The sequence below is a fragment of the Marinobacter maroccanus genome (assembly GCF_002933275.1).
GTDB classification, from domain to species: domain Bacteria; phylum Pseudomonadota; class Gammaproteobacteria; order Pseudomonadales; family Oleiphilaceae; genus Marinobacter; species Marinobacter maroccanus.
Map to the genome: position 1 here is coordinate 1 of NZ_PSSX01000028.1, position 23166 is coordinate 23166.

General features: G+C 56.0%; 23 protein-coding genes. 15 read left to right on the plus strand and 8 right to left on the minus strand.

The genetic code is table 11. From position 1 onward, the window contains the following. From KEHDKFFH_RS19355 to KEHDKFFH_RS19375, 5 genes are all read left to right on the plus strand, one after another. Nucleotides 1-877 (plus strand): type VI secretion system Vgr family protein (locus KEHDKFFH_RS19355; RefSeq protein WP_241956569.1); only part of this gene is annotated, 877 nt, incomplete at its 5' end. Then, nucleotides 874-4239, plus strand: a complete 3366-nt coding sequence (locus tag KEHDKFFH_RS19360; RefSeq protein ID WP_104323422.1) for a hypothetical protein — start codon at nucleotides 874-876, stop codon at nucleotides 4237-4239. The genes KEHDKFFH_RS19355 and KEHDKFFH_RS19360, both read left to right, overlap by 4 nt. After that, nucleotides 4236-5312 carry a hypothetical protein gene (locus KEHDKFFH_RS19365; RefSeq protein ID WP_104323423.1) on the plus strand — a complete coding sequence of 359 codons (1077 nt, stop codon included), beginning with the start codon at nucleotides 4236-4238 and terminating at the stop codon, nucleotides 5310-5312. Before KEHDKFFH_RS19360 ends, KEHDKFFH_RS19365 begins: the two co-directional genes overlap by 4 nt. A gap of 92 nt (nucleotides 5313-5404) precedes the next feature. Beyond that, nucleotides 5405-5818, plus strand: coding sequence for a TA system antitoxin ParD family protein (locus KEHDKFFH_RS19370; protein WP_104323424.1), 414 nt, complete (start codon nucleotides 5405-5407; stop codon nucleotides 5816-5818). After that, nucleotides 5802-6380 carry an ATPase gene (locus KEHDKFFH_RS19375; protein ID WP_104323425.1) on the plus strand — a complete coding sequence of 193 codons (579 nt, stop codon included), beginning with the start codon at nucleotides 5802-5804 and terminating at the stop codon, nucleotides 6378-6380. Before KEHDKFFH_RS19370 ends, KEHDKFFH_RS19375 begins: the two co-directional genes overlap by 17 nt. A 4-nt stretch (nucleotides 6381-6384) precedes the next feature. Here the strand turns inward: KEHDKFFH_RS19375 and KEHDKFFH_RS19380 are convergent, their stop codons facing one another. Next, nucleotides 6385-7284 (minus strand): DUF1853 family protein, encoded by a 900-nt coding sequence (locus KEHDKFFH_RS19380; protein WP_104323426.1) that lies wholly within the window; start codon nucleotides 7282-7284, stop codon nucleotides 6385-6387. A gap of 64 nt (nucleotides 7285-7348) precedes the next feature. Between KEHDKFFH_RS19380 and KEHDKFFH_RS19385 the strand changes: the two genes are divergently transcribed. From KEHDKFFH_RS19385 to KEHDKFFH_RS19395, 3 genes are all read left to right on the plus strand, one after another. Further along, entirely contained in the window at nucleotides 7349-7789 is a 441-nt protein-coding gene (locus KEHDKFFH_RS19385) for a VOC family protein (RefSeq protein WP_064227406.1), read from the plus strand. A 102-nt stretch (nucleotides 7790-7891) separates the two neighbouring features. Further along, nucleotides 7892-9316 carry a hypothetical protein gene (locus tag KEHDKFFH_RS19390; RefSeq protein ID WP_104323427.1) on the plus strand — a complete coding sequence of 475 codons (1425 nt, stop codon included), beginning with the start codon at nucleotides 7892-7894 and terminating at the stop codon, nucleotides 9314-9316. Next, on the plus strand, nucleotides 9288-9662 hold the full coding sequence (locus tag KEHDKFFH_RS19395; RefSeq protein ID WP_104323428.1) for a hypothetical protein: 375 nt from the start codon (nucleotides 9288-9290) through the stop codon (nucleotides 9660-9662). Before KEHDKFFH_RS19390 ends, KEHDKFFH_RS19395 begins: the two co-directional genes overlap by 29 nt. Before the next feature lie 48 nt (nucleotides 9663-9710). Here KEHDKFFH_RS19395 and KEHDKFFH_RS20510 read toward each other — a convergent pair whose 3' ends face one another. Then, nucleotides 9711-10241, minus strand: a complete 531-nt coding sequence (locus tag KEHDKFFH_RS20510) for a cold-shock protein (RefSeq protein ID WP_104323429.1) — start codon at nucleotides 10239-10241, stop codon at nucleotides 9711-9713. A gap of 222 nt (nucleotides 10242-10463) precedes the next feature. Between KEHDKFFH_RS20510 and KEHDKFFH_RS19405 the strand changes: the two genes are divergently transcribed. Next, nucleotides 10464-10682: a SlyX family protein gene (locus KEHDKFFH_RS19405; RefSeq protein WP_008170396.1), complete on the plus strand. Its 219-nt coding sequence runs from the start codon at nucleotides 10464-10466 to the stop codon at nucleotides 10680-10682. A 72-nt stretch (nucleotides 10683-10754) separates the two neighbouring features. Here KEHDKFFH_RS19405 and dapE read toward each other — a convergent pair whose 3' ends face one another. From dapE to map, 6 genes are all read right to left on the minus strand, one after another. After that, nucleotides 10755-11891 (minus strand): succinyl-diaminopimelate desuccinylase, encoded by a 1137-nt coding sequence (gene dapE, locus KEHDKFFH_RS19410; protein WP_104323430.1) that lies wholly within the window; start codon nucleotides 11889-11891, stop codon nucleotides 10755-10757. Next, a complete protein-coding gene (gene dapD, locus KEHDKFFH_RS19415; protein WP_104323431.1) occupies nucleotides 11878-12906 on the minus strand; it encodes a 2,3,4,5-tetrahydropyridine-2,6-dicarboxylate N-succinyltransferase in 1029 nt (342 codons plus the stop codon). The genes dapE and dapD overlap by 14 nt, the downstream gene beginning before the upstream one ends. An 88-nt stretch (nucleotides 12907-12994) precedes the next feature. Further along, nucleotides 12995-13336, minus strand: coding sequence for an ArsC family reductase (locus KEHDKFFH_RS19420; protein ID WP_104323432.1), 342 nt, complete (start codon nucleotides 13334-13336; stop codon nucleotides 12995-12997). Beyond that, nucleotides 13333-14535 carry a succinyldiaminopimelate transaminase gene (gene dapC, locus KEHDKFFH_RS19425; protein ID WP_104323433.1) on the minus strand — a complete coding sequence of 401 codons (1203 nt, stop codon included), beginning with the start codon at nucleotides 14533-14535 and terminating at the stop codon, nucleotides 13333-13335. Before dapC ends, KEHDKFFH_RS19420 begins: the two co-directional genes overlap by 4 nt. Further along, complete coding sequence (locus KEHDKFFH_RS19430) at nucleotides 14532-17177, minus strand: [protein-PII] uridylyltransferase (RefSeq protein WP_104323434.1); 2646 nt, start codon at nucleotides 17175-17177, stop codon at nucleotides 14532-14534. The genes dapC and KEHDKFFH_RS19430 overlap by 4 nt, the downstream gene beginning before the upstream one ends. Further along, nucleotides 17178-17948, minus strand: a complete 771-nt coding sequence (gene map, locus KEHDKFFH_RS19435) for a type I methionyl aminopeptidase (RefSeq protein WP_104323435.1) — start codon at nucleotides 17946-17948, stop codon at nucleotides 17178-17180. Between the two features lie 253 nt (nucleotides 17949-18201). Here map and rpsB point away from each other — a divergent pair, with 253 nt between their 5' ends. From rpsB to KEHDKFFH_RS19465, 6 genes are all read left to right on the plus strand, one after another. After that, the gene (gene rpsB / locus KEHDKFFH_RS19440) at nucleotides 18202-18954 is read left to right on the plus strand and encodes a 30S ribosomal protein S2 (protein ID WP_008170383.1); all 753 of its coding nucleotides are present in this window, start codon (nucleotides 18202-18204) and stop codon (nucleotides 18952-18954) included. Between the two features lie 92 nt (nucleotides 18955-19046). Then, entirely contained in the window at nucleotides 19047-19916 is an 870-nt protein-coding gene (gene tsf, locus KEHDKFFH_RS19445) for a translation elongation factor Ts (protein ID WP_104323436.1), read from the plus strand. 186 nt (nucleotides 19917-20102) lie between these two features. Continuing rightward, nucleotides 20103-20831, plus strand: coding sequence for a UMP kinase (gene pyrH / locus KEHDKFFH_RS19450; RefSeq protein ID WP_008170379.1), 729 nt, complete (start codon nucleotides 20103-20105; stop codon nucleotides 20829-20831). A 73-nt stretch (nucleotides 20832-20904) separates the two neighbouring features. Beyond that, on the plus strand, nucleotides 20905-21462 hold the full coding sequence (gene frr, locus KEHDKFFH_RS19455) for a ribosome recycling factor (RefSeq protein WP_008170376.1): 558 nt from the start codon (nucleotides 20905-20907) through the stop codon (nucleotides 21460-21462). A gap of 71 nt (nucleotides 21463-21533) precedes the next feature. After that, on the plus strand, nucleotides 21534-22304 hold the full coding sequence (gene uppS, locus KEHDKFFH_RS19460; protein WP_104323437.1) for a polyprenyl diphosphate synthase: 771 nt from the start codon (nucleotides 21534-21536) through the stop codon (nucleotides 22302-22304). A gap of 21 nt (nucleotides 22305-22325) precedes the next feature. Next, a complete protein-coding gene (locus KEHDKFFH_RS19465) occupies nucleotides 22326-23165 on the plus strand; it encodes a phosphatidate cytidylyltransferase (protein WP_104323438.1) in 840 nt (279 codons plus the stop codon). Nucleotide 23166: the final 1 nt, after the last annotated feature.

A 23166-nucleotide genomic window follows, 5' to 3' on the forward strand; every position in this document is an offset into this window, starting at 1 on the left:
TCAGGGCTGGGCCGGCGGCCAATATGGCTTCATGGCCTTGCCACGAATCGGCCACGAAGTGATTGTCTCCTTCCTGGACGGCGACCCGGACCAGCCCATCATCACCGGGCGAACCCATCACATAACCAATACACCGCCCTATGGTCTGCCTGAGCACAAAACCCGCACGACCCTCAAAACCAAAACCCACAAGGGCGAGGGCAGTAACGAACTGCGGTTTGAAGATGAGGCCGATCAGGAACAGATCTACGTCCATGCCCAGAAAGACCTGGATCTGCTCACCGAGAACAACCGCACGGAGGTGATTCGTAACGACAGTCACCGCACAGTCGAAAACAACGATTTCAGTCACGTGAAAGGCAACGAGCATCGCACGGTCGATGGCGAGCAGCGGGAATCCATCGGAGGCGATTGCAGCCAGAACATAGGCGGCACATTCCACCAGAAATCCTCCCAGGGAACATTTAGCGAAGCGGGCACTGAAGTACACCACAAGGCGGGAACCAAAGTGGTGCTGGATGCCGGCGCTGAAATCACCATTTCGGCGGGTGGCAGTTTTTTGAAACTGGACCCAAGCGGCGTGACGCTATCCGGGCCTGGCATCAAGATCAATTCCGGTGGTTCGCCGGGAAGCGGAAGTGGACAAGGGGTGCTCGCTCCAAAGCTGCCTGCCTTGTTAGATAAAGAAGGAATGGCCAAACCCCAGTCCACTGAACTGGCGACAGTCGATCAGCGCAAGCCTGCAAAACCTGATGCGCTGAAAGCAGGGCGGCTGCCTGGCTCTGATCGGAAGCTCATCGTTGATGTGATTGGCGGGAATCTGCATCGGGATACGGTTGAGGCAGTCAAGGACTCTTCGGAGGAGGAAAAGGCATGACTGATGGCGTGACGTTTTCAGACGAATCCAGGCCACGGTCAATCCTCCGAAAAGCTCAATATGATGAATCGGAGCCCAGGGATCTCGTGCTCAACATTCCGAAGCGAAACGGTGGGCAGATTACAGTCCCGTTGTTGAAAAAAGCACGAGCGAATAACGAGCGAGAGGACTACCAGGAAAATACTTTGCTCAGGGTGAAGCCCCTGGCGGAGATTGAGAGTGCCCTTCCCGTTTCGGCTGGGCATGGCGCACCGGTCAATCAGGGCAAGGCGGTTGCCCTGCTTCGGCCAGGTTATCTCTATGTGTTTAGTCGCGGCAGGATCTGGCGGGAACTGGAAATCGGTTCTGACTCCAAACTGAGTGATGTCGATTTGGGTGCCATTAAGACCGACCTGCAATCCCCCGAGAGTCAATTTCGAGTTGAGCGCTCTGCTGTGGGTGAATGGCTGGATGACCTTCTTGTTCCAGTGTTTCTTCAGGGGCAGGCCGTCATGCACGAGTTTCGTATGGCCTATAGCGAAATCCAGTGGGATTGGGGCTATGTCGAGAAGCTTGAAAGCGATGAGCAAGCCCTGGCCGCCCGAACGACAGGGATTGGCCATGCCTGGGCAGTGATAACCGTAGATTCCCTGAGTTTTCAGTCAGGGTTCCCGGCATCTCGCGTCGAAGACCTGCCAGAACTCCGGGAACGGGATCTTGGAATCGAGCTGATGTTGGAGAATCCACGGGATTTCTCACCGGGCTTTGAGCGACCCTTGGATACAGAGCTGTGCGCGAAACTCGCCAAACGGTTAGAGAGTAATCATGAAGGCGCCGATGAACCGATCGAAGTAAATATTGAATGCGAGCCCGGCCAAGACGTTCTCGCTGGTCTTAGAGGTCAAAAAGGGTTGGCCTGTATAGCATTGCCCGATCCTCTCTTCAGATTGCGCCACTCATTGGCTCAGTTGCAGATGGCACTGCATTATCTCGATGCCGTGGATGTGTCGATCAAGAAGAATCCGATGGCCCACTCAGCAATGCTGATCCGGCAGGCCGTGTTCGATCCTTCACCAAACGTAAATCCTGGCGCTCTTGCGAAGTACGCCGAGGCTATTAACCGGCAAAAGCTGGATGACGTACTGCAAGCCTCGGAAAAAGACCATGCGGTTCGGGTTATCGAAGGTCATGTTGACGAACTTCTGGAGTCAATGCGGGGGAGAAAACTTGATCCATTCTTTGAGGACTATCGTGAATGCAGCGATGTTGCGATCTCCGAGGCTTACTTGCTGATTGCGGACAAACTGAATGTTCTGCAGCAGATTCCGGGTGTTTTGAACGCACACGGTGTTCAGAGTCGAAGCGATGCATTAACCGGATTGCGACAATGGATACTAAATGGCAGTTTTCTGACGGACTGGGCGCCGGAGTCGGGATCCACCGAAGAAACCGCCGACGATGCAATATCACTCTTTCACCGATTGGAACAGCTTACTCAGGATCAAACTGAGATTGATGGAGAGTTGCAAAATCGACTCAACATCCAGTCATTGATTTATTTGGAGAAACAGGTCAAAGAGCGTCAGGAAAGTGAAGTCGGCATAGCCCGTGATCTCTCCGATGCAGGAAAGGTTGGCGGGTTGGTTTCCGGGGCCCTGGGGGAATGGAGCTCTGCACTGCTCACCGTCTGTAAACGTCTCATTGAAGAGGGTGCGGTTCAGCAGGTTGAGATTCAGCGAATCATGCAGGCTGCATCTTCCAATATTGTCCTGACCAGTCCTGATCTGAGAGGAATCGAAGTGATGGATCGGGCCGGTGCTGTCAGCAGAGGATCAATCGTTGGCATGTTTGGTAACGGCCTTAACCGGGGGTTAACGGATTTTGATCGTTCTGAAGGGATTTTGACTCGAAAAAATGACTACCTCTATGCAGATTTGTTCGACGAATCGGATGATTTGGTGGCCTCAAGCAGTCCGACCCGTGCTGCTGCAGCGGTTGAGGAAGCAGTAAACAAGGTTGCTGGCGGGACTCTGGTGTTCTTCGCCCCGGCCGATCATCCCGAGGCCCGAAAACTGGGGTTGATAAAAGTGGATTTTGCGAAGCGGGTCGGCAAAGTTGTGGATGGTCCTGTGGTTTCCCGTGGGTTGGTGGTTTTGGCGGCGTTTAATGTATTTTTGGAGGCGTCCAGCATTATTGAAGCTGCAAGTTCGCGAGATAAGAGCTCTGCATTCTTGCCAATATCGAAAACAATGGGCGCTCTGACGGACCTGCTGGCGGCATCGCTTAAGCTGTCAGCAGTATTAGGGCAACATAGTGTGCAAAAAACAGGGATTTACAGATTCGCGACTCGTCCCTTGTTTGATATGAAAAACGTGTTTGTAGTTGGTAATAGGTTAAGAAGTCTGAATGCTTCAACATTAGTTCGGACTGTAGGCTTGGTAGGCTTCGTCGCGGGATCCATTAGTGTTGCTTTGAGCTCTTGGGAAATGCGCATCAGTCTAACCAACAAAGATTTCGATGCCGCAACGGGGCACGCAATAGCAGTGACCGGTGGTTTGATTTTTCTGGCCCAGCCGTTAATGGGTGCTTTTCTTGCGATCCCGGGTTGGGGGTGGGCTATTCTTGGTATGTCCATGGTGGTTGGGGGTGGGCTATACGCGGGAACAGTTAAAGATGATTCATTCGAAAAATTATTGAAGCGTGGCCCATGGGGTACCTATCCGGACAATTCTCTATCCACCCTGGATGATAAGGCCTATTACAGCATACTTCTTTCCGCTTTATCGCCGATTCAGGTCACGGCTCAGAGATATGCTGACATTGACCCGGACCCTGCGCTATCCCACCCAAACTATCCTCCGGAACCGGATGACTACGTCATCACATTACAATCCCCCCTCGCAAGTCGCTTACAACTTCACCGTGGGTACGAGTGTCGATCAGATTTACCCACACGGCCGTTTAATCTGGTTGTTCAGGAACTGGCTTACCAGTCTTCGAATACAAGCATGGTTGCTCCAGGATCGATGGCGCCGGTAAGCAGTACCCAGTTAGTAAAAACGACACCGTTGACCAAAATTACCGCCCGGCAATCATTGCCTCATCTGTCAGCTGTGCGGTTCTTGGTCAAACGAGAGTTGCAGAGTAGTGAATACCGCAGCATATTTTACCAAGAATCGGTGACGACGAGAGTGAGAGTTGGATTTCAGGCCACTCTGGATACTGAACTGGGGCCGATTGTATTTCCTGCGCCGGTGAATGAGGACTACGAACCATTTGATGCGTCCCTGCATAATGATCCCCCATCCAAAGAGAGGACAGTGATGAGCCCATACGCTCAGCCCAAATCACCCTATTGGTATTTTACCGAGGTTAGTGCATGAGAAACGCGCAGATGAAGACTGAGTATGCGGCCACAGCCTTCAGAACTGTTGCTATTCAGCCGCTGCCCGAGAGCCCAAACAAACGCACGCGGATCGGTGAAGAGCTTCAGCCCATAGGCAGTTATGCATGGGGCATTCCCTATCACGGCGCAGTTCAGGATGTAGAGATTCTTCAGGACCAGGACAAAACCGATCCGGAATTTGAGAATAAGGACTGGTGGTGGAATCACCAAAAAATTCGTTTTGTGAATGGAAAGTTGGGGCTTAGGTTTTTAATTATGGCGTTGCCTGCTACCTGGGTTCTGACAGTATTCGTTGGAGGACTTGCTCTCATCGGACTGGGCATTATTGAGTTTTCGGAAGCTTTGGAGCTTTCAGGAATTTCCGTTGCTTTGCTGGCATTAGTGCTTGGTCCCGCTTGGATGCTGTTTGCCCTATGGATAATACCTTCCACAACAAACTGGATAATGAGTACCGGAATAGCCCTCATCCTCAAACCCTTTGAAAAGGCCATCAACAAAAAACTGGACGACACCCTTGAAGACGGCTGTAGCGAATTCAACCGCGTTGATGGTCAGATTCGTATTGCTCTGGGTCGGGGGCGTTTTTTCGAGGCGCCTTTCGTGGAGTTTGATGCTTATGTGGAACGTGTTGTCCAGCACGGCGGTATCTTTTACCGGCTGATGCTGGTGCACCGTTACACCCAGAAAACCTTTAACAAAACAGGCTTCAGTACCATTGAGTCGGAAAAGTCAGAAGTGTTGGCGTTGTGGGATATGTTGCAACGCTATATGGATGTGACCCAGCCACTGCCGGATACGCCGCGACTAGAGCCCTTCCGTCATCTGGACCCGGTAACGGCTGAGCATGACAGAAAGACCGGGCGGAACCCGAGGTATTGGCGGGACCTGGATCTTGAATCCTGGAAGGACGGGGAAGGCTGGACAGAGGTCCACCAGCGCCAGAGCAGGTTTCCTTGGGGAAGCCGAACCTGCAAGCTTACGCCGCAATTGGGCAAGATCTCGATGGAGGAGTATCGGAAGCTGCGACCGCCTGGTGCGTGGCCAATCTAAAGCCGGGTTCATGAACAAAACCTCAATTGTTGCATAATGCAACGCGTGTGGTAACCTGTTACAAGCGTTAAGCAATACCTCAGGAGACCACCATGACAACCGCTGTCCGTCTCGACGACACTCTGGTCCGCCACGCCGCCGCTGAAGGCGCAGTTCATCGGCGCTCGACACCCAAGCAGATTGAGTATTGGGCCGAGATAGGCCGTGCCGTTGCAGGGGACGTGAGTGCTGAAGATCTGATTGCCATTCTGCAGGGTATCCGCCAGGTGCGGGTTGAACCGGTGGTGGCTGAGTCTGTTTCCAGTGATGACCTCTGGGCTGAAGTAGATCAGGCCCGGGAAAGCGGTGATCTGGGGCGCTCGATTGCCAGAGGTCGCACGGTGTACCAGGCGTCTGGAGACAAGCCCGGCTATCTGGAAGCTATTTATCCGGATGGCACCCGGGAAGTCGGTCAGTTTCGCAACGGGCGTTTTGAAGCACTGAGTGACCGTGACAACGCAGCCTGAACTCTGGCTGCTGGTTGGCGGTAACGGTGCCGGCAAGACCACCTTCTATGAGCGGTTCCTGGCTCGCCGGAAGATTCCTCTGGTTAATGCCGATAACATCGCCCGCAGTGTGTGGCCGGACGCGCCCGAGAAACACAGTTATGAGGCGGCGCTGATTGCTGAACGGGAACGGTTCCGACTGCTTGAGGAGCGCCATAGTTTCTGTTTCGAAACTGTCTTTTCTCATTCCTCCAAGGTGGATTTTGTCGGGGCTGCCAAGGCTGCCGGGTTTCGCATTCGGCTGTTTTATTTCCACCTCGAATTCGCTGCGTTGAACAAGGCTCGGGTGGCTTCCCGGGTAAAATCCGGCGGCCATCATGTGCCCGAGGCCAAGGTTGAGTCCAGAATTCCAAGGACCCTGGCCAATCTTCGCGAATGTATCGGGCTGGCGGACGAACTGCACCTCGTTGATAACTCCAGTCTCGACCAACCCTACGTGCGCATTGCGGTCTGGGAGGCGGGGCAGTGGCGTACCTGTCAGGAGGTCTTGCCTCAGTGGGCAGCCGACATGATTGATACCTGATATGTCACTTTGGCCAGCTGTCCGGCACTATGAAAAAGCGGTTGGTTTCCTGCCAGAGGCCGCTCATGGAGTCCCGGTCGAGTTTCGCAAACAGGAGCGGAATGTTGTAGCGTTCTATTGTGTTCAACGCACCAGTCACTGCATCGGGTGCCGGTGGCTCGCTTTGACGCCACGGGCCGATCCAGTGGGGTTTGTTCAATACCACCCAGCCGGGAAGGTCCGATGGTTCAATCTGTGAGAGATAGCGCCACTGGCCGCGCAGGTGACTGGCTGGCACGGACTCAGGAGCGATAATCTGAGTCTCTGCCGGGTAAAACAGGTATCCCGGCATGAAAATCCGGGGAATAACAGGCTCTGCGATTCCAGCGTCCGCCAGCAATGCCCGGGCCTCGGGCAGCGCGGTTCGCTGGCTTTGCATGCGTAACATCCGGTCTGTTTTCAGATCGAGCCGGTCTTTGGCATTCGGGCCATACCACAGCGTTCTCCCACTTTGCTCCGGAACCCCCAGGTAGTATTTGATGGCAATTTCATGGTGCTCGATTCGATCTTCCGACCGATTATGCACCACGAAATCCAGCTCGCCGATGGTTCGACCGTGGGACTGGATTTGTCTATTCTGCAGCAGAACATCCCAGCCCAGAAGGTCTTCCAGTAATACCCGGTAAAGCCGCTCGAAATAGAATCCGAGCCGCTTCTGGGGTGCCTCTCTGAGCAGCGCAGGTGCCATTTCCGGGTTATGATCCCAGGCCTGAAGTTGTTCTGTAATACCGTCAGGGAGATAACGGCACGGCTCAAATGTCAGTGGTGACTGCAGCAGTTGGGGCGCCCGGCACAGCCAGGCAAGGTGCCTGATCGCCGGCGTGGTCAGCTCTGGAGTTGAGTAGGGGGTTGTTTTTGAATCCATATGGCCAGAATACCGTAAACTGTCCGCAAGGCACGATGATCAATACAGTTCTGGAGGAGGCTTCATGCAATATCTTCACACCATGATCCGGGTGAGCAACCTGGATGAGACGCTGCATTTCTTTTGCGATCTGCTGGGGATGGTTGAGATCAGTCGCAAGAGTAGCGACAAAGGGCGATTCACCCTGGTGTTTCTGGCTGCGCCCGACGACGAAGCCCGTGCCCGTGAAGACCGGGCGCCGATGATCGAGCTTACTTACAACTGGGATCCGGAAGAGTATACCGGCGGGCGTAATTTCGGCCATCTTGCCTACAGGGTGGATGATATTTATGCCCTTTGTGAGCACCTTAAAGCCAATGGGGTAACGATTAACCGTCCGCCCCGTGATGGCCATATGGCCTTTATCCGCACGCCGGATAACATCTCGATCGAGCTTTTACAGAAAGGTGAGGCGTTGCCACCGAAGGAACCCTGGGCCAGCATGGAAAACACTGGCACCTGGTAAGCCCGCAGGCGGGGCGCCGCCAGGGGCTCGGGCGTGGTATAATAAGAATCTGCAACAGCGCTTTCGCATCAGGATGATGCATTCATAACATGGAGAAGTTTGATGGACGATTGGCAAGGATGCCTGGATCCCCAGTGCCAGACCGCTTTATTACGAGCCCGGGAAAGTGTTGAACGCCGCGGTGGCTCGGTGATTACCGTTGAAGACTACCTGCTTGCCCTGCTGGACTCCGCGCCTGCTATAGCCCGCTTTCTGCGCGGCTGCGGCGTGGATATGGATGAACTCACCCGCACCATTCAGTGCGAACAACCGATCGTGACGGAAGTGGGTGGCGAAGGACAACTGTCTTCCCAACTGATGTATTGGTTCGCGGCGGCCCGGGAAACCAGCGATTCGCCATGGCTTGGTTGGTCGCAACTGCTGGAGGCGCTAGTTCGCCACGCGGAGCGGCTGCAGGAAAAAGCCTATGTGGCGGTTTTTGAGTTGGTCCCACGCTGGCCCGATCCTTCCGAGGAGCGGGATCCGGCGCCGATGGATAACTTCCAGAGGGCGCCCGTGGTAGTGACTGATTCCGCATGGGTTGAGCTGGCCGAGGATGTCGCGATCAGCCTGGCGGCGTCGCCGTCAGCCATGATCTGGGTGCGTGGCGAGCGTGGAGCGGGCAAGACTGCCTGGCTGCAATCGCTGCTTCCGGTACTGGAGCAGGATTACGTCGAGTTGGATCTCAGGCGTGAAGCGGAGATCATGGCCAGTGATCTTCCGGTTGTTCCGGAGCTCTCTTCGGAGGGCGGTCAGAGCGAGGCCAGGCCACGCTGGCCGGTACTGGTACTGGACAATATCTCGCCTGCAGACCTGATTGAGCTGATGGATCTTCCTGATGGACTGGCGTCAGCGCTGGTACTGCAATGGGCTGGTCCAATTCTTCTGCTGGGTCCTGATGAGCCCATTGAAAGCCGTGCAGCCGCCTCAATTCAGCATCGTCTTGGCCGAACCCTGGACATCTTTGATATGCCGGTTTCAAGCGTGGTTCAGCGCCAGGCTATTTTGACCGCGCATCAGGCGGCTATCGAGAAGCAGTGGAATGTCCAGATTTCTCGCTCTGTGATCCGGTTTGCCGCCTCTCGCCGAAGTCGTTGCGTGAGCACGCCAGGAGGAATGCTTCAGTGGCTGGAACGGGCTGCTGCCAGGCTCAATCTCTTTGCGCGAAGAGGGCCGACCGAGGCGGTGGCCCTGGCAGGGCAGGCAGACACCTTGAGGCGTCAGTCCCTGGTGGCGCTGGCGCGGAAGGAGCCGCTCGATGATATCGAGGCGTCGCTTGGCGAAATCCAGCTCCATCGTGTTGCAGCAGAAGTGGCCTGGCATGAGCGTAAGGCGGCAGGCACATTGCGTCAGCTGTGTGCAGAAGATTTGCGGCGGGAACTGGAGCGCCAGGTTGCAGCGCGGCCCGGGCCGGTTCACTATGTGCTTCATTGTAATCAGCAGGACGGAGATTCAGCGGGTGCAGGATCTGGAAATATACATTCGTGATCTGGAGCCAGGTGCGGTTTCGGGGTGGCTTGCCAACCACCTGGACGAACTGGAACTGGATGACGGTGAGGTAACGAGAGTAATCAAGGGCGTGGCTCGCTACGAGGGCGAAAGGCTGCGGATATCGCTTTATCCCGGAGCTTTCGGAAAGCGTTTTACCTCATTGGTTATTGAAGGCCCCAGGGTACCCTGGAACAGAGATCTGGACTGCGCGCGCAGCGCCTGGCGTGCCATGGATACCGAGATTCGCTGCAGTCCGGGAGACTGGAAAGAGGGCGAGCCGGTAGAGGATGAAAAATGGTGGCGCCTGGACCATCGGGGCGAGCAACAGGTCGTCTGGAACTGAAACTGAAAGAGGCAGCCCAAGGGCTGCCTCTTCGGTCTCAGTGAGCGATTACTCGCTCAGGATGGACACGTTGTCGGCCTGAAGACCTTTGTCTGCCTCCACAACGTTGAAGCGAACCAGTTGACCCTGGCGCAGTACCCGACGGCCGCGGCCGCGGATCGCGCGGAAGTGCACGAAAACCTCATCGCCACTGTCGCGAACAATGAAGCCAAAGCCTTTCTTGACATTGAACCACTTGACGGTGCCTTCCTCATTACCCTCAGGGCTGCTTTCGTCAAAGTCGTCATCATCTTCATCTTGGTTCTGGCTGGGGGCACGGTTATTCGGCCGGGAGGTGCTGCGCTGTTCGGCCGGTTTCTTGACTGATAACGCAATGGCCAGGAAGCCCGCAATGCCGAAAACGATCAGTGTGATAATGTACGCGGCGATACCTCGATTGCTACCCAGTGCCTCTACAAGTTGGCCTGCAGCGATCAGGCGAAGTGGCTCGGGTGTAAACGACAGCAACAGGGCAAGCACCAAAGGCGCGGGGATGGCGATCAGGAGAGCAAAAAGGATCGCTTTGGATGGATTACGCATTGACTGAAATTTCTCCATTCTTGTAACGCTAACGATAAAAACCGGATATCGGGTAAAATCGCACATCCGGCCGGTGAAAACCGCCAGTTCCCCGGAAAACGGGAGCGCTGGCGGGCAAAAGCGGCATGATACCAGATTATCCCGAGCGCTGACCAAGCAACGGGGTAAGCAGTGTCATTGATCACATTCTTGATAGATCCACCCAGGGAGTGCCAATACCCCATGAGCCAGAACGATCTGGAAACCCGACTGGACGAGCTGGAGACCCGGCTGGCCTTTCAGGACGACGTTATCAATACCCTGAGTGAGCAGGTAGCCAAGCAGGAGATGGACATCCGGGAATTGTGGGAGGCCAAACGGTTGCTGCATAAACAGCTCAAGGATGTTTCCCCGTCCAATATCAAGTCGGAGCAGGACGAAACACCTCCTCCTCATTACTGAAGATGGCGCAATGAAAAAGGGTCAGATGAAGGTTTCATCTGACCCTTTTTTTGGGGATTCCGTTTTCGACCTCTATGCCAGAAGTTCGATCAGAATCTGTTCGTAGATGTCCGACAGGGTGTTGAGATCCTCGGCTTTCACACATTCATCCACTTTGTGAATGGTAGCGTTGATAGGGCCAAGCTCGACTACCTGTGCGCCGGTTGGGGCAATGAACCGGCCATCCGAAGTACCTCCAGAGGTTGAGAGCTCGGTTTCCCGGCCCGTTACCGCACGTATGGCCTCCTGGCTGGCGGACACGAGGGCGCCCTTGTCGGTCAGGAAGGGGCGTCCACTCAGGTGCCACTGCAGGTCGTACTTCAGGTTGTGGCGGTCCAGGATGGCTACTACCCGTTCCTCCAGACTTTCTGCCGTGTTCTCCGTGCAGTAGCGGAAGTTGAAGTGCACCAGGCATTCGCCGGGGATAATGTTACTGCCGGTGCCCGCTTCCATTTTGGTGATCTGGAAAGTGGTCGGCGGGAAGAAGTCGTTGCCGTTATCCCAGAATTCCTTTGCCAGCGCATCCAGGGCCGGAGCCACGGAGTGAACCGGGTTCTCCGCCAGATGAGGATAGGCAACATGGCCCTGAACGCCATGCACCGTCAGGTAACCATGCAGCGAGCCTCGGCGGCCGTTCTTGATGACATCGCCCACCTCATGGGTGCTGGAGGGCTCGCCAATCAAGCACCAGTCGATCTTCTCATTCCTGGCCTCGAGGGTTTCCACCACTTTGACCGTGCCGTGCTGGGCTGGCCCTTCTTCGTCGCTGGTGATCAGCAGGGCAATGGAACCCCGGTGGTCAGGATATTTGGCAACGAAGCGCTCGCATGCGGTTACGAAAGCCGCCAGGCTGCCTTTCATGTCTGCCGCGCCTCGGCCAAGGAGATACCCGTCCTTGATTACTGGATCAAAGGGAGGGTGAGCCCAGTTTTTCTCCGGCCCGGTTGGCACTACGTCTGTATGGCCGGCGAAGGCCAGCACCGGCCCTTCGGAGCCCTTTCGGGCCCAGAGGTTATCGGTATCGCCAAACCGCAGGTTCTCGCCGGTAAAGCCCAGGGGGGCCAGCCGCGACATCATCAGTTCCTGGCAGCCGGCGTCGTCCGGTGTAACGGACTGCCGGCGGATCAGGTCGATCGCGAGTTCGAGGGTCGGGGAATCAGTTGTTTGCATGCAGCTCTTCATTCAGCTCGATGGCGGTCTTGTTGGTTTTGCACTCCACGGCGCCGGTCTGGCTGTTACGACGGAACAGCAGGTCTGTCTGATTAGCCAGGTCGCGAGCCTTGATAACCTCTACCAGTTCATTGTTGTCATCGAGCAGCGCAACTTTGGTGCCGGCTGTGATGTACAAGCCGGCTTCAACCTTGCAGCGATCGCCCAGGGGGATGCCGATACCGGCATTGGCACCGATGAGGCAGTTCTCGCCAACGGCAATGATGATGTTGCCACCACCGGACAGGGTGCCCATGGTGGAACAGCCGCCGCCCAGGTCGGAGCCCTTGCCAACCATGACGCCAGCAGAAATACGGCCTTCAATCATGCTGGTGCCTTCGGTGCCGGCGTTGAAATTGATGAAGCCTTCGTGCATGACCGTGGTGCCTTCACCCACATAGGCGCCAAGACGAACCCGCGCGGTGTCGGCAATACGAACACCTTTCGGTACCACGTAATCGGTCATCTGCGGGAATTTATCCACGGATTTCACTTCCAGCGTGCGGCCTTCCAGGCGGGCCTGGAGCTGGCGGTCGGAGAGCTCGTTCAGATCGATCGCGCCTTCGTTGGTCCAGGCCAGGTTCGGCAGCAAACCAAAAATACCGTCCAGCTTCAGACCGTGGGGTTTCGCCATGCGATGGGAAATCAGGTGAAGCTTGAGGTAAACCTCGGGAGTGCTGGACGCTGTGTCATCTGTTTCGAGTACGGTAACTACGACCGGGCGTTTGCTCGTGGCTGCTTTGTCCGCCAGTGCCGCCTGGTCGGTCTGGCCGATCTGGCGCAGGGCGTTGGCGAGTTGGCTGAGTTGCTCGGGAGTGGCACTGATCGCCTGGTTGCCACCCTTGTAATCCAGGGCGTTGGAGATGACGTCCATCAGGGTGTTATCGGGTGTCATGACCGGCTGCTGGTAAAAGACTTCCAGCCATTCGCCCTGGTTGTTCTGGGTGCCGATACCGATACCGAATGCAAAGCTCATCTGATGGTTGCTCCTGTTTTGAATGTGGGGTCAAAAGCACGCGCTTTCGGACCCCGGAATTAAAGTTTGAATCTGGTTTACCTGAGGTTCAGGTCAGCCATGCAGTCCATTCGTCTGCATTGAAACCCACGCGCACTTCATCGCCGCGTTCTACGACAGGGCGCTTAATGATGGATGGATTTTCCAGCATGATTGAATGGGCGCTCTGGGCGCTAATGGTATCACGAACCTCTTCGGGAAGTTTGCGCCAGGTGGTGCCACGGCGGTTGACGAGGGCTTCCCAGCCTAACGCTTTTTCCCAGCCGGACAGCAGCTCGTCGTCGAGGCCGTCCTTCTTGAAATCGTGGAACTGGTAATCAACACCGTTTTCATCCAGCCACTTCCGGGCTTTCTTCACCGTGTCACAGTTTTTAATTCCGTAAACCTTCATGCCCGATTCGCCTTAACAAATTCAACAATGCGGTTTGCCGCCTCAACGCACTCTTCCAATGGCGCAACGAGAGCCATCCTTACCCTGTTTTCTCCGGGATTATGACCATCGACCGTTCTGGACAGATAACGCCCTGGTAGAACGTGAACGTTTTGCTGGGCGGAGAGTTCCCGGGCAAAGGTCTCGTCGTCCATCGGGGTTTCCGGCCAGAGGTAGAAGCCGGCATCGGGGAAGTCGACGTCCATCGCTTCCCGCAGGATGGGCACGACGGCCTCAAACTTGGCCCGGTAAGCCGCGCGGTTTTCGCGCACGTGGTCCTCATCTTTCCAGGCGGCAATGCTGGCCAGCTGGTTGTGGATGGGCATGGCGCAACCGTGGTAGGTGCGGTACTTGAGGTAGCCTTGAAGAATGCTGGCGTCACCGGCAACGAAACCTGACCTCAATCCGGGCAGGTTGCTGCGTTTGGACAGGCTGTGGAACACCACGCAGCGGGCGTAGTCATCACGGCCTATGGCAGCGCAGGTTTGCAGCAGACCCTCAGGTGGGTTGCTCTCGTCCGGATACAGCTCGGAGTAGCATTCGTCAGAGGCAACGACAAAGTCGTACTTGTCGGCGAGGGCAATCACCCTGGCCAGAGTTTCCCGGGGGATAACCGCTCCGCTGGGATTGCCTGGTGAGCATAGGAACAGTACCTGACACTCCTGCCAGATGGATTCCGGCACCGAATCAAAATCGGGAATGAAGCCGTTGGAGCCGTCGCAGGGAAGGTATACCGGGGTGGCTCCAGCCAGGAAGGCGGCACCTTCATAAACCTGGTAGAACGGGTTGGGGCTGACCACCGTGGCAGGCTTGCTGGCATCCACCACCGCCTGAACCAGGGAAAAAATCGCTTCGCGTGTTCCGTTCACCGGCACGATATTACTGGCCGGGCTGAGGCTGCCGGGTGTCAGGTCGAATCGGCGGGTTGCCCACTGGCTGATGGTTTCGCGCAGTTCGTCCGTGCCACGGGTCGTCGGGTAATTGGCAAGCTTGTCCAGATTGTTCGCAATGACCTGTTTGACGAATTCCGGCGAGGGGTGCTTTGGCTCCCCAATCCCGAGCGAAATCGGCCGAAGGTGGTCCGGTGCGCTGATGCCGGCCTTCAGTTTGGCGAGCTTTTCAAAAGGGTAGGGGTGGAGTCTGTCCAGATTCGGATTCATTGAATGTCGTCCAGCATTTTACAGAGATCTTGCTGTAGGGCCTGGCACACGGCCGGGTCCCGGATGGGTTCGCCGTGCTCGTCGGTCACGAAGAAAACGTCCTCTACGCGTTCGCCCAGGGTAGCGATCTTGGCGTTGCTCAGCCGGACCCGATGCTCCAGCAATACCTGGCCGACTCGCGCCAGCAGCCCGGGGCGGTCGGGCGTGATCACTTCCATCACAGTGCGCTGATTGATGGTGTCATTAGAGAAAGTGACTTCCGTCGGGAAGGCGAAATGCTTCAGTTGCCGCGGTGTGCGCCGGTGGATGATGTCTGGGTAGTCCTCCGGATCATCCAGCTCTTCGATCAGCCGTAAACGCACTCGTTCCTTGCGCGCGGGGTCGATGCCCAGTGGCTGGCCCTTTTCATCCAGTACCACGTACGAACTGATGGAGTAGGGACCTTCGCTGGAACTGATCCGGGCGTCCACGATGTTCAGGTTCAGCTGCTCAAGGACAGCGGTAGTTGCCGCAAACAGCGCCACCCGGTCCTTCATGTAGATAATGATCTGGGAGTAGCCGTCCGTTGGGCCGCCCCGGGTGTCGCGAATAAGCACCAGTGGGTCGGGGTTGTCGCCATGGCGGATAATGGCAGCGGTCTGCCAGGCAATATCAACGGTAGAGTCCTGGAGGAAATAGTCTTCGTCCACGGTGTCCCAGATGGGGTCGATCTGCTCATCGGTCATGTTCTGGGCGTGCAGGATCTCCCGCGCTTCCGACTGGGTAGCGCGAACCCATTCCTGCCGGTCGATGGGAGTTTCCGTGCCCCGGCGCAGGGCCCGTTTGGCTTCAATATACAGTTGGCGCAACAGCGATGCGCGCCAGGTGTTCCAGAGTTTGGGGTTGGTGGCGCTGATGTCGCATACGGTCAGCACGTAGAGGTAGTCGAGATGCGCCTGGCTCGGTACCGCCCTGGCAAATGCATGAATGATGTCCGGGTCTGAAATGTCCTTGCGCTGTGCGGTCATGGACATCAGCAGGTGGTTTTCCACGAGCCATGAAATCAGTTGGGTGTCCCGCTCACTCAGGTGGTGCCTATGGCAGAAAGCCTCGGCGTCTATCGCGCCCAGTTCCGAATGGTCACCGCCCCGGCCTTTGGCGACATCGTGGTATATGCCAGCAATATAGAGGGTTTCCAGTTTTGGTAGCCGATGGATCAGGCGTGAGGCGAGGGGGTATTCAGTTCTGGCGTCGGCGCCGCTGAGCCTTACCATGTTGCGGATGACCCGCATGGTGTGGGCATCCACGGTATAGATGTGGAAAAGATCGTGCTGCATCTGGCCAATTATCTGGCCGAATTCCGGAAGATAGCGGCCCAGCACATTGTACTTTTTCATGGCAGACAGCGTCTGATCCAGCGCATGGGGCGTTCTGAGCAGCTCCATGAAAAGCGTGGTTACCGCGAGATCAGACCGGAAGGCATCATCAATCAGGTGCCGGTGAGCCCGCAGAGACCGGATAGTGGTCGCCCGGATGCCCTTGATCTCCGGGTGCTGGGCCATCAGCACAAAGATTTCCATAATGGCGTAGGGTGCGTAGGCAAAGACCTGGTTGTTAACCGCCTCTATATAGTAGTTGCGAATCTGGAAGCGTTTGTTGATTGGCTGGATGGCGTCTTCGGACGCGCTGCCGAGAATAGCCTCGTCATAATATTGCAGAATTACGTCTGCCAGCTCGGCGAGGGCCAGGACGGTCCGATAGTAGGACTGCATCATCAGTTCAACGCCGAGCCGCTTGCCTTCGTCCTTGTAGCCGAGCATCTGGGCCAGGGCTCGCTGGTGGTCAAACAACAGGCGATTTTCATTCCGGTCGGCCAACAGCTGCAAGCCATAGCGCAGCTGCCACAGGAAAGTCTCACCCTGGAAAAGAATCTGGTGTTCTTCCTCGGTGAGAATGCTGAATCGGGTCAGGTCTGCAATGTTCTGCAGTCCGAAATGACGTTTGGTGATCCAGCCAATGGTCTGGATGTCGCGCAGGGCCCCTGGGGAGCCTTTGACGTTGGGCTCAAGGTTGTATTCGGTATCGCCGTATTTCTGGTGCCGTTGCTGCTGCTCTTCGCGTTTGGCAATAAAGTAGTCGCGATCGGTGCTGACATCGTCGGAATAAACCTGCTCGCTCAGGTCTGACCGCAGCTCATCCGGGCCGGCAATGGTGCGGGTTTCCAGCAGGTTAGTCAGTATGGTGATGTCTTCACGGGCCGCCGCTTTGCTCTCTTCAATGCTGCGAACGCTGTGCCCGATATCCAGTCGGAGATCCCATAGAAGGGTAACGAAGGCGCCAAGGTCTTCGTGCCAGCTGTCTTCAATGCCACTGCGGGTAAGAATGAGCAGGTCAATGTCGGAGTGGGGGTGAAGCTCACCGCGCCCGTAACCGCCAACGGCTATCAGGGCAATGTCCGGCGAGTCGGAAAAGGGATAACGGTTCCAGATAAGTCTGAGAACGGTATCGACGGTGTCGGCCCGGGAATGGACAAGGGCGCGAACATCGGCACCCTGCCGGAAGGCCTCGGCATCGGCGTTATACCTCCCCTCCAATAGCTCCCGGGCCGCCTTGACCGGAGAGGGGTCGTTACTGATGCGGGATTCCAGCTCGCTTTGGTCCACTTAGAAGGACTCTTCCTTTCGCTTGGTAAGAACCTCATGGCCGTCCGCAGTCACAAGGATGGTGTGCTCCCATTGTGCAGAGAGCTTGTGGTCCTTGGTAACCACTGTCCAGCCATCTGGCAGAAGTTTGGTCTGATACTTACCCTGGTTGATCATCGGCTCAATGGTAAAGGTCATGCCTTCCTGAAGCTCCAGACCAGTACCGGGTTTGCCGTAATGCATCACCTGCGGCTCCTCGTGAAACACAGCGCCGATGCCATGGCCGCAATAGTCGCGAACCACGGAATAACGATGTTTTTCGGCATGCTGCTGAATGGCGTGGCCGATATCGCCAAGGCGGGTCCCCGGCTTCACCAGGTCGATACCTTTATAGAGGCACTCCTGTGTGATCTGGATCAGTCGCTCTGTGCCTGGTTTCGGTTTGCCGACAATCCACATTTTGCTGGTGTCGCCGTGGTAGCCATCCTTTATTACGGTGACATCGATATTAAGGATGTCCCCATCCTTGAGTATTTTCTTCTCAGACGGTATCCCGTGACAGATAACGTGGTTGACCGAGGTGCAGATAGACTTCGGAAACCCTTTGTAATTGAGCGGTGCCGGAATGCACTTCTGCTCGTTGACAATATAGTCGTGGCAAATCCGGTCGAGTTCTTCGGTGGAAACGCCCGGTTTGACGTAGTCGCCAATCATCTCGAGCACTTCGGCCGCCAAACGGCCAGCGACGCGCATCTTTTCGATTTCTTCCGGAGTCTTGATCGATACCTGCATTGGGCTTCCCGTTGATTTGTATCAAACCGGCATTTTAAGGGGCCTGCCGTCCGGGTACAAGGAAGCTGGTCGTCAAAAATAATGGCGTTCACCGGCTCGGATATGGTATAAACGCGCCCGCCGGAAACGAATCCGGCAAATTCACACACGTGTCGGCACGTTATCCCAGGGTGCCTGCTTCTGCTTTTCAAGGAGCCAGGTTGGGGTAATCGGATACGTGGAGGACTAACCCGAAGCTAAAAAGGTAACTATCATGGCTCAGGTAAATATGCGTGACCTGCTCAAGGCAGGTGCTCACTTCGGTCACCAGACCCGCTACTGGAACCCGAAAATGTCGAAGTTTATCTTCGGCGCCCGTAACAAGATTCATATCATCAACCTTGAGCAGACTGTTCCTGCCATGAACGACGCGCTGAAGTTCGTTCAGCAGCTGGCAGAGAACAAGAACAAGATCCTGTTCGTCGGTACCAAGCGTGCCGCGGCCAAGATCATCAAGGAAGAAGCCGAGCGTGCTGGTCAGCCGTTCGTTAACCACCGTTGGCTCGGTGGCATGCTGACCAACTACAAGACCATCCGTCAGTCTATCCGTCGCTACCGTGATCTGGAAACCCAGAGCCAGGACGGTACTTTCGACAAGCTGACCAAGAAAGAAGCGCTGGATCGCACCCGTGAAATGGACCGCCTTGAGCGCTCCATCGGTGGTATCAAGGACATGGGCGGCCTGCCGGACGCCATGTTCGTGATCGACGTTGACCACGAGCGTATTGCTATCAAGGAAGCCAACAAGCTGGGCATTCCTGTCATCGGCGTTGTGGACACCAACAGTGATCCGGACGGCGTTGATTACGTGATCCCGGGTAACGATGACGCCATTCGCGCTATCCAGATTTACGTGAAAGCCGTTGCTGACACCTGCATGGAAGCAGCCCAGTCTGCTGGTGCCGGCGCTGACGAGTTTGTTGAAGTCAGCGAAGACGCTGAAGGCGCTGCTCCAGCCGCTGAGTGACGCTTTACCTTCACGTTTGAGATGTAAGGTGTGCCCCGGGTTGCCTGGGGCACACCTCCCCACCGAATTCGGAACAGTTGAGAGGATTGAACATGGCTGCAATTACCGCTGCAATGGTCAAAGAGCTGCGTGAGCGTACCGGCCTTGGCATGATGGAGTGCAAGAAAGCACTCGTTGAAGCAGAAGGCAGTGTTGACGCTGCAATCGAAGAGCTGCGCAAGTCTTCCGGTCTGAAGGCTGCCAAGAAAGCCGGCCGTACCGCCGCTGAAGGCGCTTCTCTGATCAAGATTTCTGACGACAACACCGTTGCCTACATTCTGGAAGTGAACTCCGAGACTGACTTCGTCGCTCGCGATGACAACTTCCTGAACTTTGCCAACGATGTGCTGAGCGTCGCCTTCGAAAAAGGCGAGACTGACGTAGCCAAGCTGATGGAAGGCGATCTGGAAGCCAAGCGTGAAGCGCTGGTTCAGAAGATCGGCGAGAACATCACTGTTCGTCGTATTGTCAAGGTTGAAGGTCCGGTTGTTGGTGGCTATGTCCACAGCAACAACAAGATTGCTTCGGTTGTCGCCCTGACTGCTGGCGATTCTGAAGTCGCACGTGACATCGCGATGCACGCCGCTGCCGTTAATCCGCGCGTCGGCAAGCCGGAAGATATGCCGGCAGAAGAGCTCGAGAAAGAGAAGGAAGTGATCAAGGCTCAGCCGGACATGGAAGGCAAGCCAGCCGAGATCGTCGAGAAGATGATGGGTGGCCGCATCAAGAAGTTCCTCAAGGAAAACAGCCTTGTTGAGCAGCCTTTCGTAAAGAACCCGGACCAGACCGTTGGCGAATTGATCAAGTCCAACGGTGGCGAGCTAGTTGGTTTTGTTCGCCTGGAAGTGGGTGAAGGCATTGAGAAGGAAGAAGTGGACTTTGCTGCCGAGGTTGCTGCTGCAGCCGGCACAGGCAAGGCCTGATCCTTCGTTTGATGCAGCCGGCATTTAGCCACTGCATCACCTGAGTCTGCCACGTTAGCCGGGAATTCCCGGCTCTCGTGGCGGGCTTGTATCTGAGATACCCCTTTTTTGTGAGGAGTATGTCAGATACAAGCCTGCAACGGGTATCACGCCGGATAGCAGCCAACAGACGACAAGGGGATCATCATGCCGACATCATCGAAAACCCAGCCCAGATACAAGCGTGTTCTGCTCAAACTCAGCGGCGAGGCCCTGATGGGGGAGCACGATTTCGGTATTGATCCCAAAGTTCTCGACCGCATGGCACTGGAAATCGGTGCGCTGATTGGTATTGGCGTACAGGTTGGCCTGGTCATTGGCGGCGGGAACCTGTTCCGCGGAGCAGCTCTGAATGCTGCCGGCATGGACCGGGTGACGGGTGATCATATGGGTATGCTGGCCACCGTAATGAACGGTCTGGCAATGCGTGATGCCCTTGAACGCTCGAATATCCGGACCCGCGTGATGTCTGCAATCCCGATGAGTGGAATCGTGGAGCACTACGATCGCCGTCGCGCGGTGCGGGATCTCAAGGACGGCGATGTCGTGATCTTCTGTGCCGGTACCGGCAACCCCTTCTTCACGACCGATTCCGCTGCCTGCTTGCGTGGTATTGAGATCGAAGCTGATGCCGTGCTCAAAGCCACCAAGGTGGATGGCGTATACTCAGCGGATCCACACCTGGATAGCAGTGCAGAGAAATACGATTACCTCACCTATGATGAGGTGCTGGACAAGAAGTTGGGCGTGATGGACCTGACAGCCATCTGTCTCGCTCGGGATCATGGCATGCCGTTGCGGGTATTCGATATGAACCGCGCAGGCGCGCTGACTCGCATCGTAACCGGCGAGAAAGAAGGTACACTGATTGAATGAATCGCTGTCCCGGCCCCATAGGGTATTGGGGCCAGATTACAGATGACATGACGAACGAATTGAGGATGCTGAAGTGATCAACGACATCAAAGCAGAAGCCGAAAAGAAAATGAAAAAGAGCCTGGAGTCTCTGAACTCTGCGTTCAACAAAATTCGCACCGGCCGTGCCCACCCCTCTATCCTGGATAGTGTCATGGTGAACTACTACGGCCAGGAGACACCGCTGAAGCAGGTGGCAAGCGTCAACGTCGAGGATAACCGCACGCTGACGGTCTCCCCCTGGGAGAAAAACCTGATGCCGACCATTGAGAAAGCCATTATGGCATCAGACCTGGGCCTGAACCCGGCCACCAGCGGCGACATCATTCGCATCCCGATGCCCATGCTGACCGAAGAAACCCGTAAGGAAATGGTCAAGCAGGCGAAAGCCGATGCCGAGCACGGTCGTGTTTCCATCCGCAATGCGCGTCGCGACGCCAACAGCATGATCAAGGATCTGTTGAAGGAAAAGGAAATCACCGAAGACGACGAGCGCAAGGGCGAAGACGATATCCAGAAGCTGACCGACCGCTACATCGCTGAAGTCGAGAAGATGCTCAAGGCCAAAGAAGAGGACCTGATGGCGGTTTAACCGCCCGGGCCCACTTGCAAGCGAATTGAAAGGCCGAAGCACTGACGCGCTCCGGCCGCACAGGGGATTTCATGACGGGAAATGTATCCGCAGAGATTCCGGTGTCGGCAGATAGCCGACCCCGGCATGTGGCTATCATCATGGACGGGAACAACCGATGGGCCAAGGCTCGTCGTCTCAAGGGAGTGGCTGGCCACAAGGCCGGTGTGGATGCGGTCAGGGCAGTTGTGGAGACCTGTGCCCGCGAAGGTGTGGAAGTCCTCACCCTGTTTGCCTTTTCCAGTGAAAACTGGCGTCGCCCCAAGGACGAGGTGTCGGCCCTGATGAAGCTGTTCCTGTTCGCGCTGGAAAGGGAGGTGCGAAAGCTTCATCGAAACGACATCCGGCTGCGCATTATTGGTGACCGGTCTGCATTCAGTTCTGTGCTTCGCGAACATATGGAAGCGGCTGAAGAGCTTACCCGTAACAATTCCCGAATGACGCTGGTGATTGCAGCAAATTACGGCGGTCACTGGGATATCACTCAGGCCACGCGCAAGGTCGCGGAACAGGTTCGCAGCGGGCAGTTGGCGCCGTCTGATATTACCGATGACCTGATTCAGCAGCACCTCAGTATTGGTGACTTGCCAATGCCGGATCTGATGATTCGTACCGCCGGTGAGCAGAGAATCAGCAACTTCATGCTGTGGCACCTGGCTTACACAGAGCTTTACTTTTCTCCGGTGTACTGGCCTGATTTTCAGCAGGAAGAAATGGTCAAGGCCCTGCAGGCCTATGCCGGTCGACAGCGTCGTTTTGGCCAGACCGATGATCAGATAGCGGCCAAGGCTCTACAACAATAACGAACGATAGCGACGTCAACCGTGTTAAAAACCCGAATTATCACCGCACTGATCCTTGCCCCGATCGCCATTGGCGGGATCTTCTTTCTCCCGCCGCTGGGGTTTGCGCTCTTCACCGGGGCTATCATCACCGTGGGTGCCTGGGAGTGGGCGAACATGTCCGGTATTGGCAATCCTGCTGGCAGGGTTGGCTACGCTCTGGCTACCGCGCTAATTCTTTACGGTCTGTTGAACGTCCCGTTTGTGGCAGTGCTCTGGCTGTCCCTATTCTGGTGGTGCGTCTGTTTTCTTCTGGTGCGCAGTTATCCCGTCGGCTCTGAGAAATGGGGCAGTCTGCCCGCAAGAGCCGTGATGGGGCTGTTCGTGCTGGTGCCCGCCTGGGTGGGTCTGAATCATTTGCGCACCGGTGGCTTTCAGTTCGGGGACAGCAGCAATAACCTGTTGCTCATTCTTTATGTGTTCTGTGTGGTCTGGGTCGCCGATATTGGCGCTTACTTCGCCGGTCGGGCGTTCGGTAAAGCGAAGCTGGCGCCCCGGGTCAGTCCTGGCAAGTCCTGGGCGGGTGTCTGGGGTGGTCTGGTAGCCGTGGGAGCTTTTGCCCTTGTGATCAGCTTCCTCGCTTCGGCAGGCCCGGGCCAGACACTGCTCTTGATCTTGGCCAGTCTCGCTACCGGCCTGGTTTCTGTGTTGGGTGATCTGCTGGAAAGTATGCTCAAGCGGCACCGTGGCATCAAGGACAGTAGCCAGTTGCTTCCCGGTCATGGCGGGATTATGGATCGGATCGACAGCCTGACAGCGGCCATTCCGGTATTTGCGTTGATCATTACCCAACTTGGTTGGCTGACAACCGGGCACTGGTGAT

Excerpts from the sequence above, each read along its gene's own strand:
- KEHDKFFH_RS19360 (WP_104323422.1), top strand. The coding sequence starts at position 874 with ATGACTGATGGCGTGACGTTTTCAGACGAATCCAGGCCACGGTCAATC.
- KEHDKFFH_RS19365 (WP_104323423.1), top strand. The coding sequence starts at position 4,236 with ATGAGAAACGCGCAGATGAAGACTGAGTATGCGGCCACAGCCTTCAGA.
- KEHDKFFH_RS19370 (WP_104323424.1), top strand. The coding sequence starts at position 5,405 with ATGACAACCGCTGTCCGTCTCGACGACACTCTGGTCCGCCACGCCGCC.
- KEHDKFFH_RS19380 (WP_104323426.1), bottom strand. The coding sequence starts at position 7,284 with ATGGATTCAAAAACAACCCCCTACTCAACTCCAGAGCTGACCACGCCG.
- KEHDKFFH_RS19385 (WP_064227406.1), top strand. The coding sequence starts at position 7,349 with ATGCAATATCTTCACACCATGATCCGGGTGAGCAACCTGGATGAGACG.
- KEHDKFFH_RS19390 (WP_104323427.1), top strand. The coding sequence starts at position 7,892 with ATGGACGATTGGCAAGGATGCCTGGATCCCCAGTGCCAGACCGCTTTA.
- KEHDKFFH_RS20510 (WP_104323429.1), bottom strand. The coding sequence starts at position 10,241 with ATGCGTAATCCATCCAAAGCGATCCTTTTTGCTCTCCTGATCGCCATC.
- KEHDKFFH_RS19405 (WP_008170396.1), top strand. The coding sequence starts at position 10,464 with ATGAGCCAGAACGATCTGGAAACCCGACTGGACGAGCTGGAGACCCGG.
- dapE (WP_104323430.1), bottom strand. The coding sequence starts at position 11,891 with ATGCAAACAACTGATTCCCCGACCCTCGAACTCGCGATCGACCTGATC.
- dapD (WP_104323431.1), bottom strand. The coding sequence starts at position 12,906 with ATGAGCTTTGCATTCGGTATCGGTATCGGCACCCAGAACAACCAGGGC.
- KEHDKFFH_RS19420 (WP_104323432.1), bottom strand. The coding sequence starts at position 13,336 with ATGAAGGTTTACGGAATTAAAAACTGTGACACGGTGAAGAAAGCCCGG.
- dapC (WP_104323433.1), bottom strand. The coding sequence starts at position 14,535 with ATGAATCCGAATCTGGACAGACTCCACCCCTACCCTTTTGAAAAGCTC.
- map (WP_104323435.1), bottom strand. The coding sequence starts at position 17,948 with ATGCAGGTATCGATCAAGACTCCGGAAGAAATCGAAAAGATGCGCGTC.
- rpsB (WP_008170383.1), top strand. The coding sequence starts at position 18,202 with ATGGCTCAGGTAAATATGCGTGACCTGCTCAAGGCAGGTGCTCACTTC.
- tsf (WP_104323436.1), top strand. The coding sequence starts at position 19,047 with ATGGCTGCAATTACCGCTGCAATGGTCAAAGAGCTGCGTGAGCGTACC.
- pyrH (WP_008170379.1), top strand. The coding sequence starts at position 20,103 with ATGCCGACATCATCGAAAACCCAGCCCAGATACAAGCGTGTTCTGCTC.
- uppS (WP_104323437.1), top strand. The coding sequence starts at position 21,534 with ATGACGGGAAATGTATCCGCAGAGATTCCGGTGTCGGCAGATAGCCGA.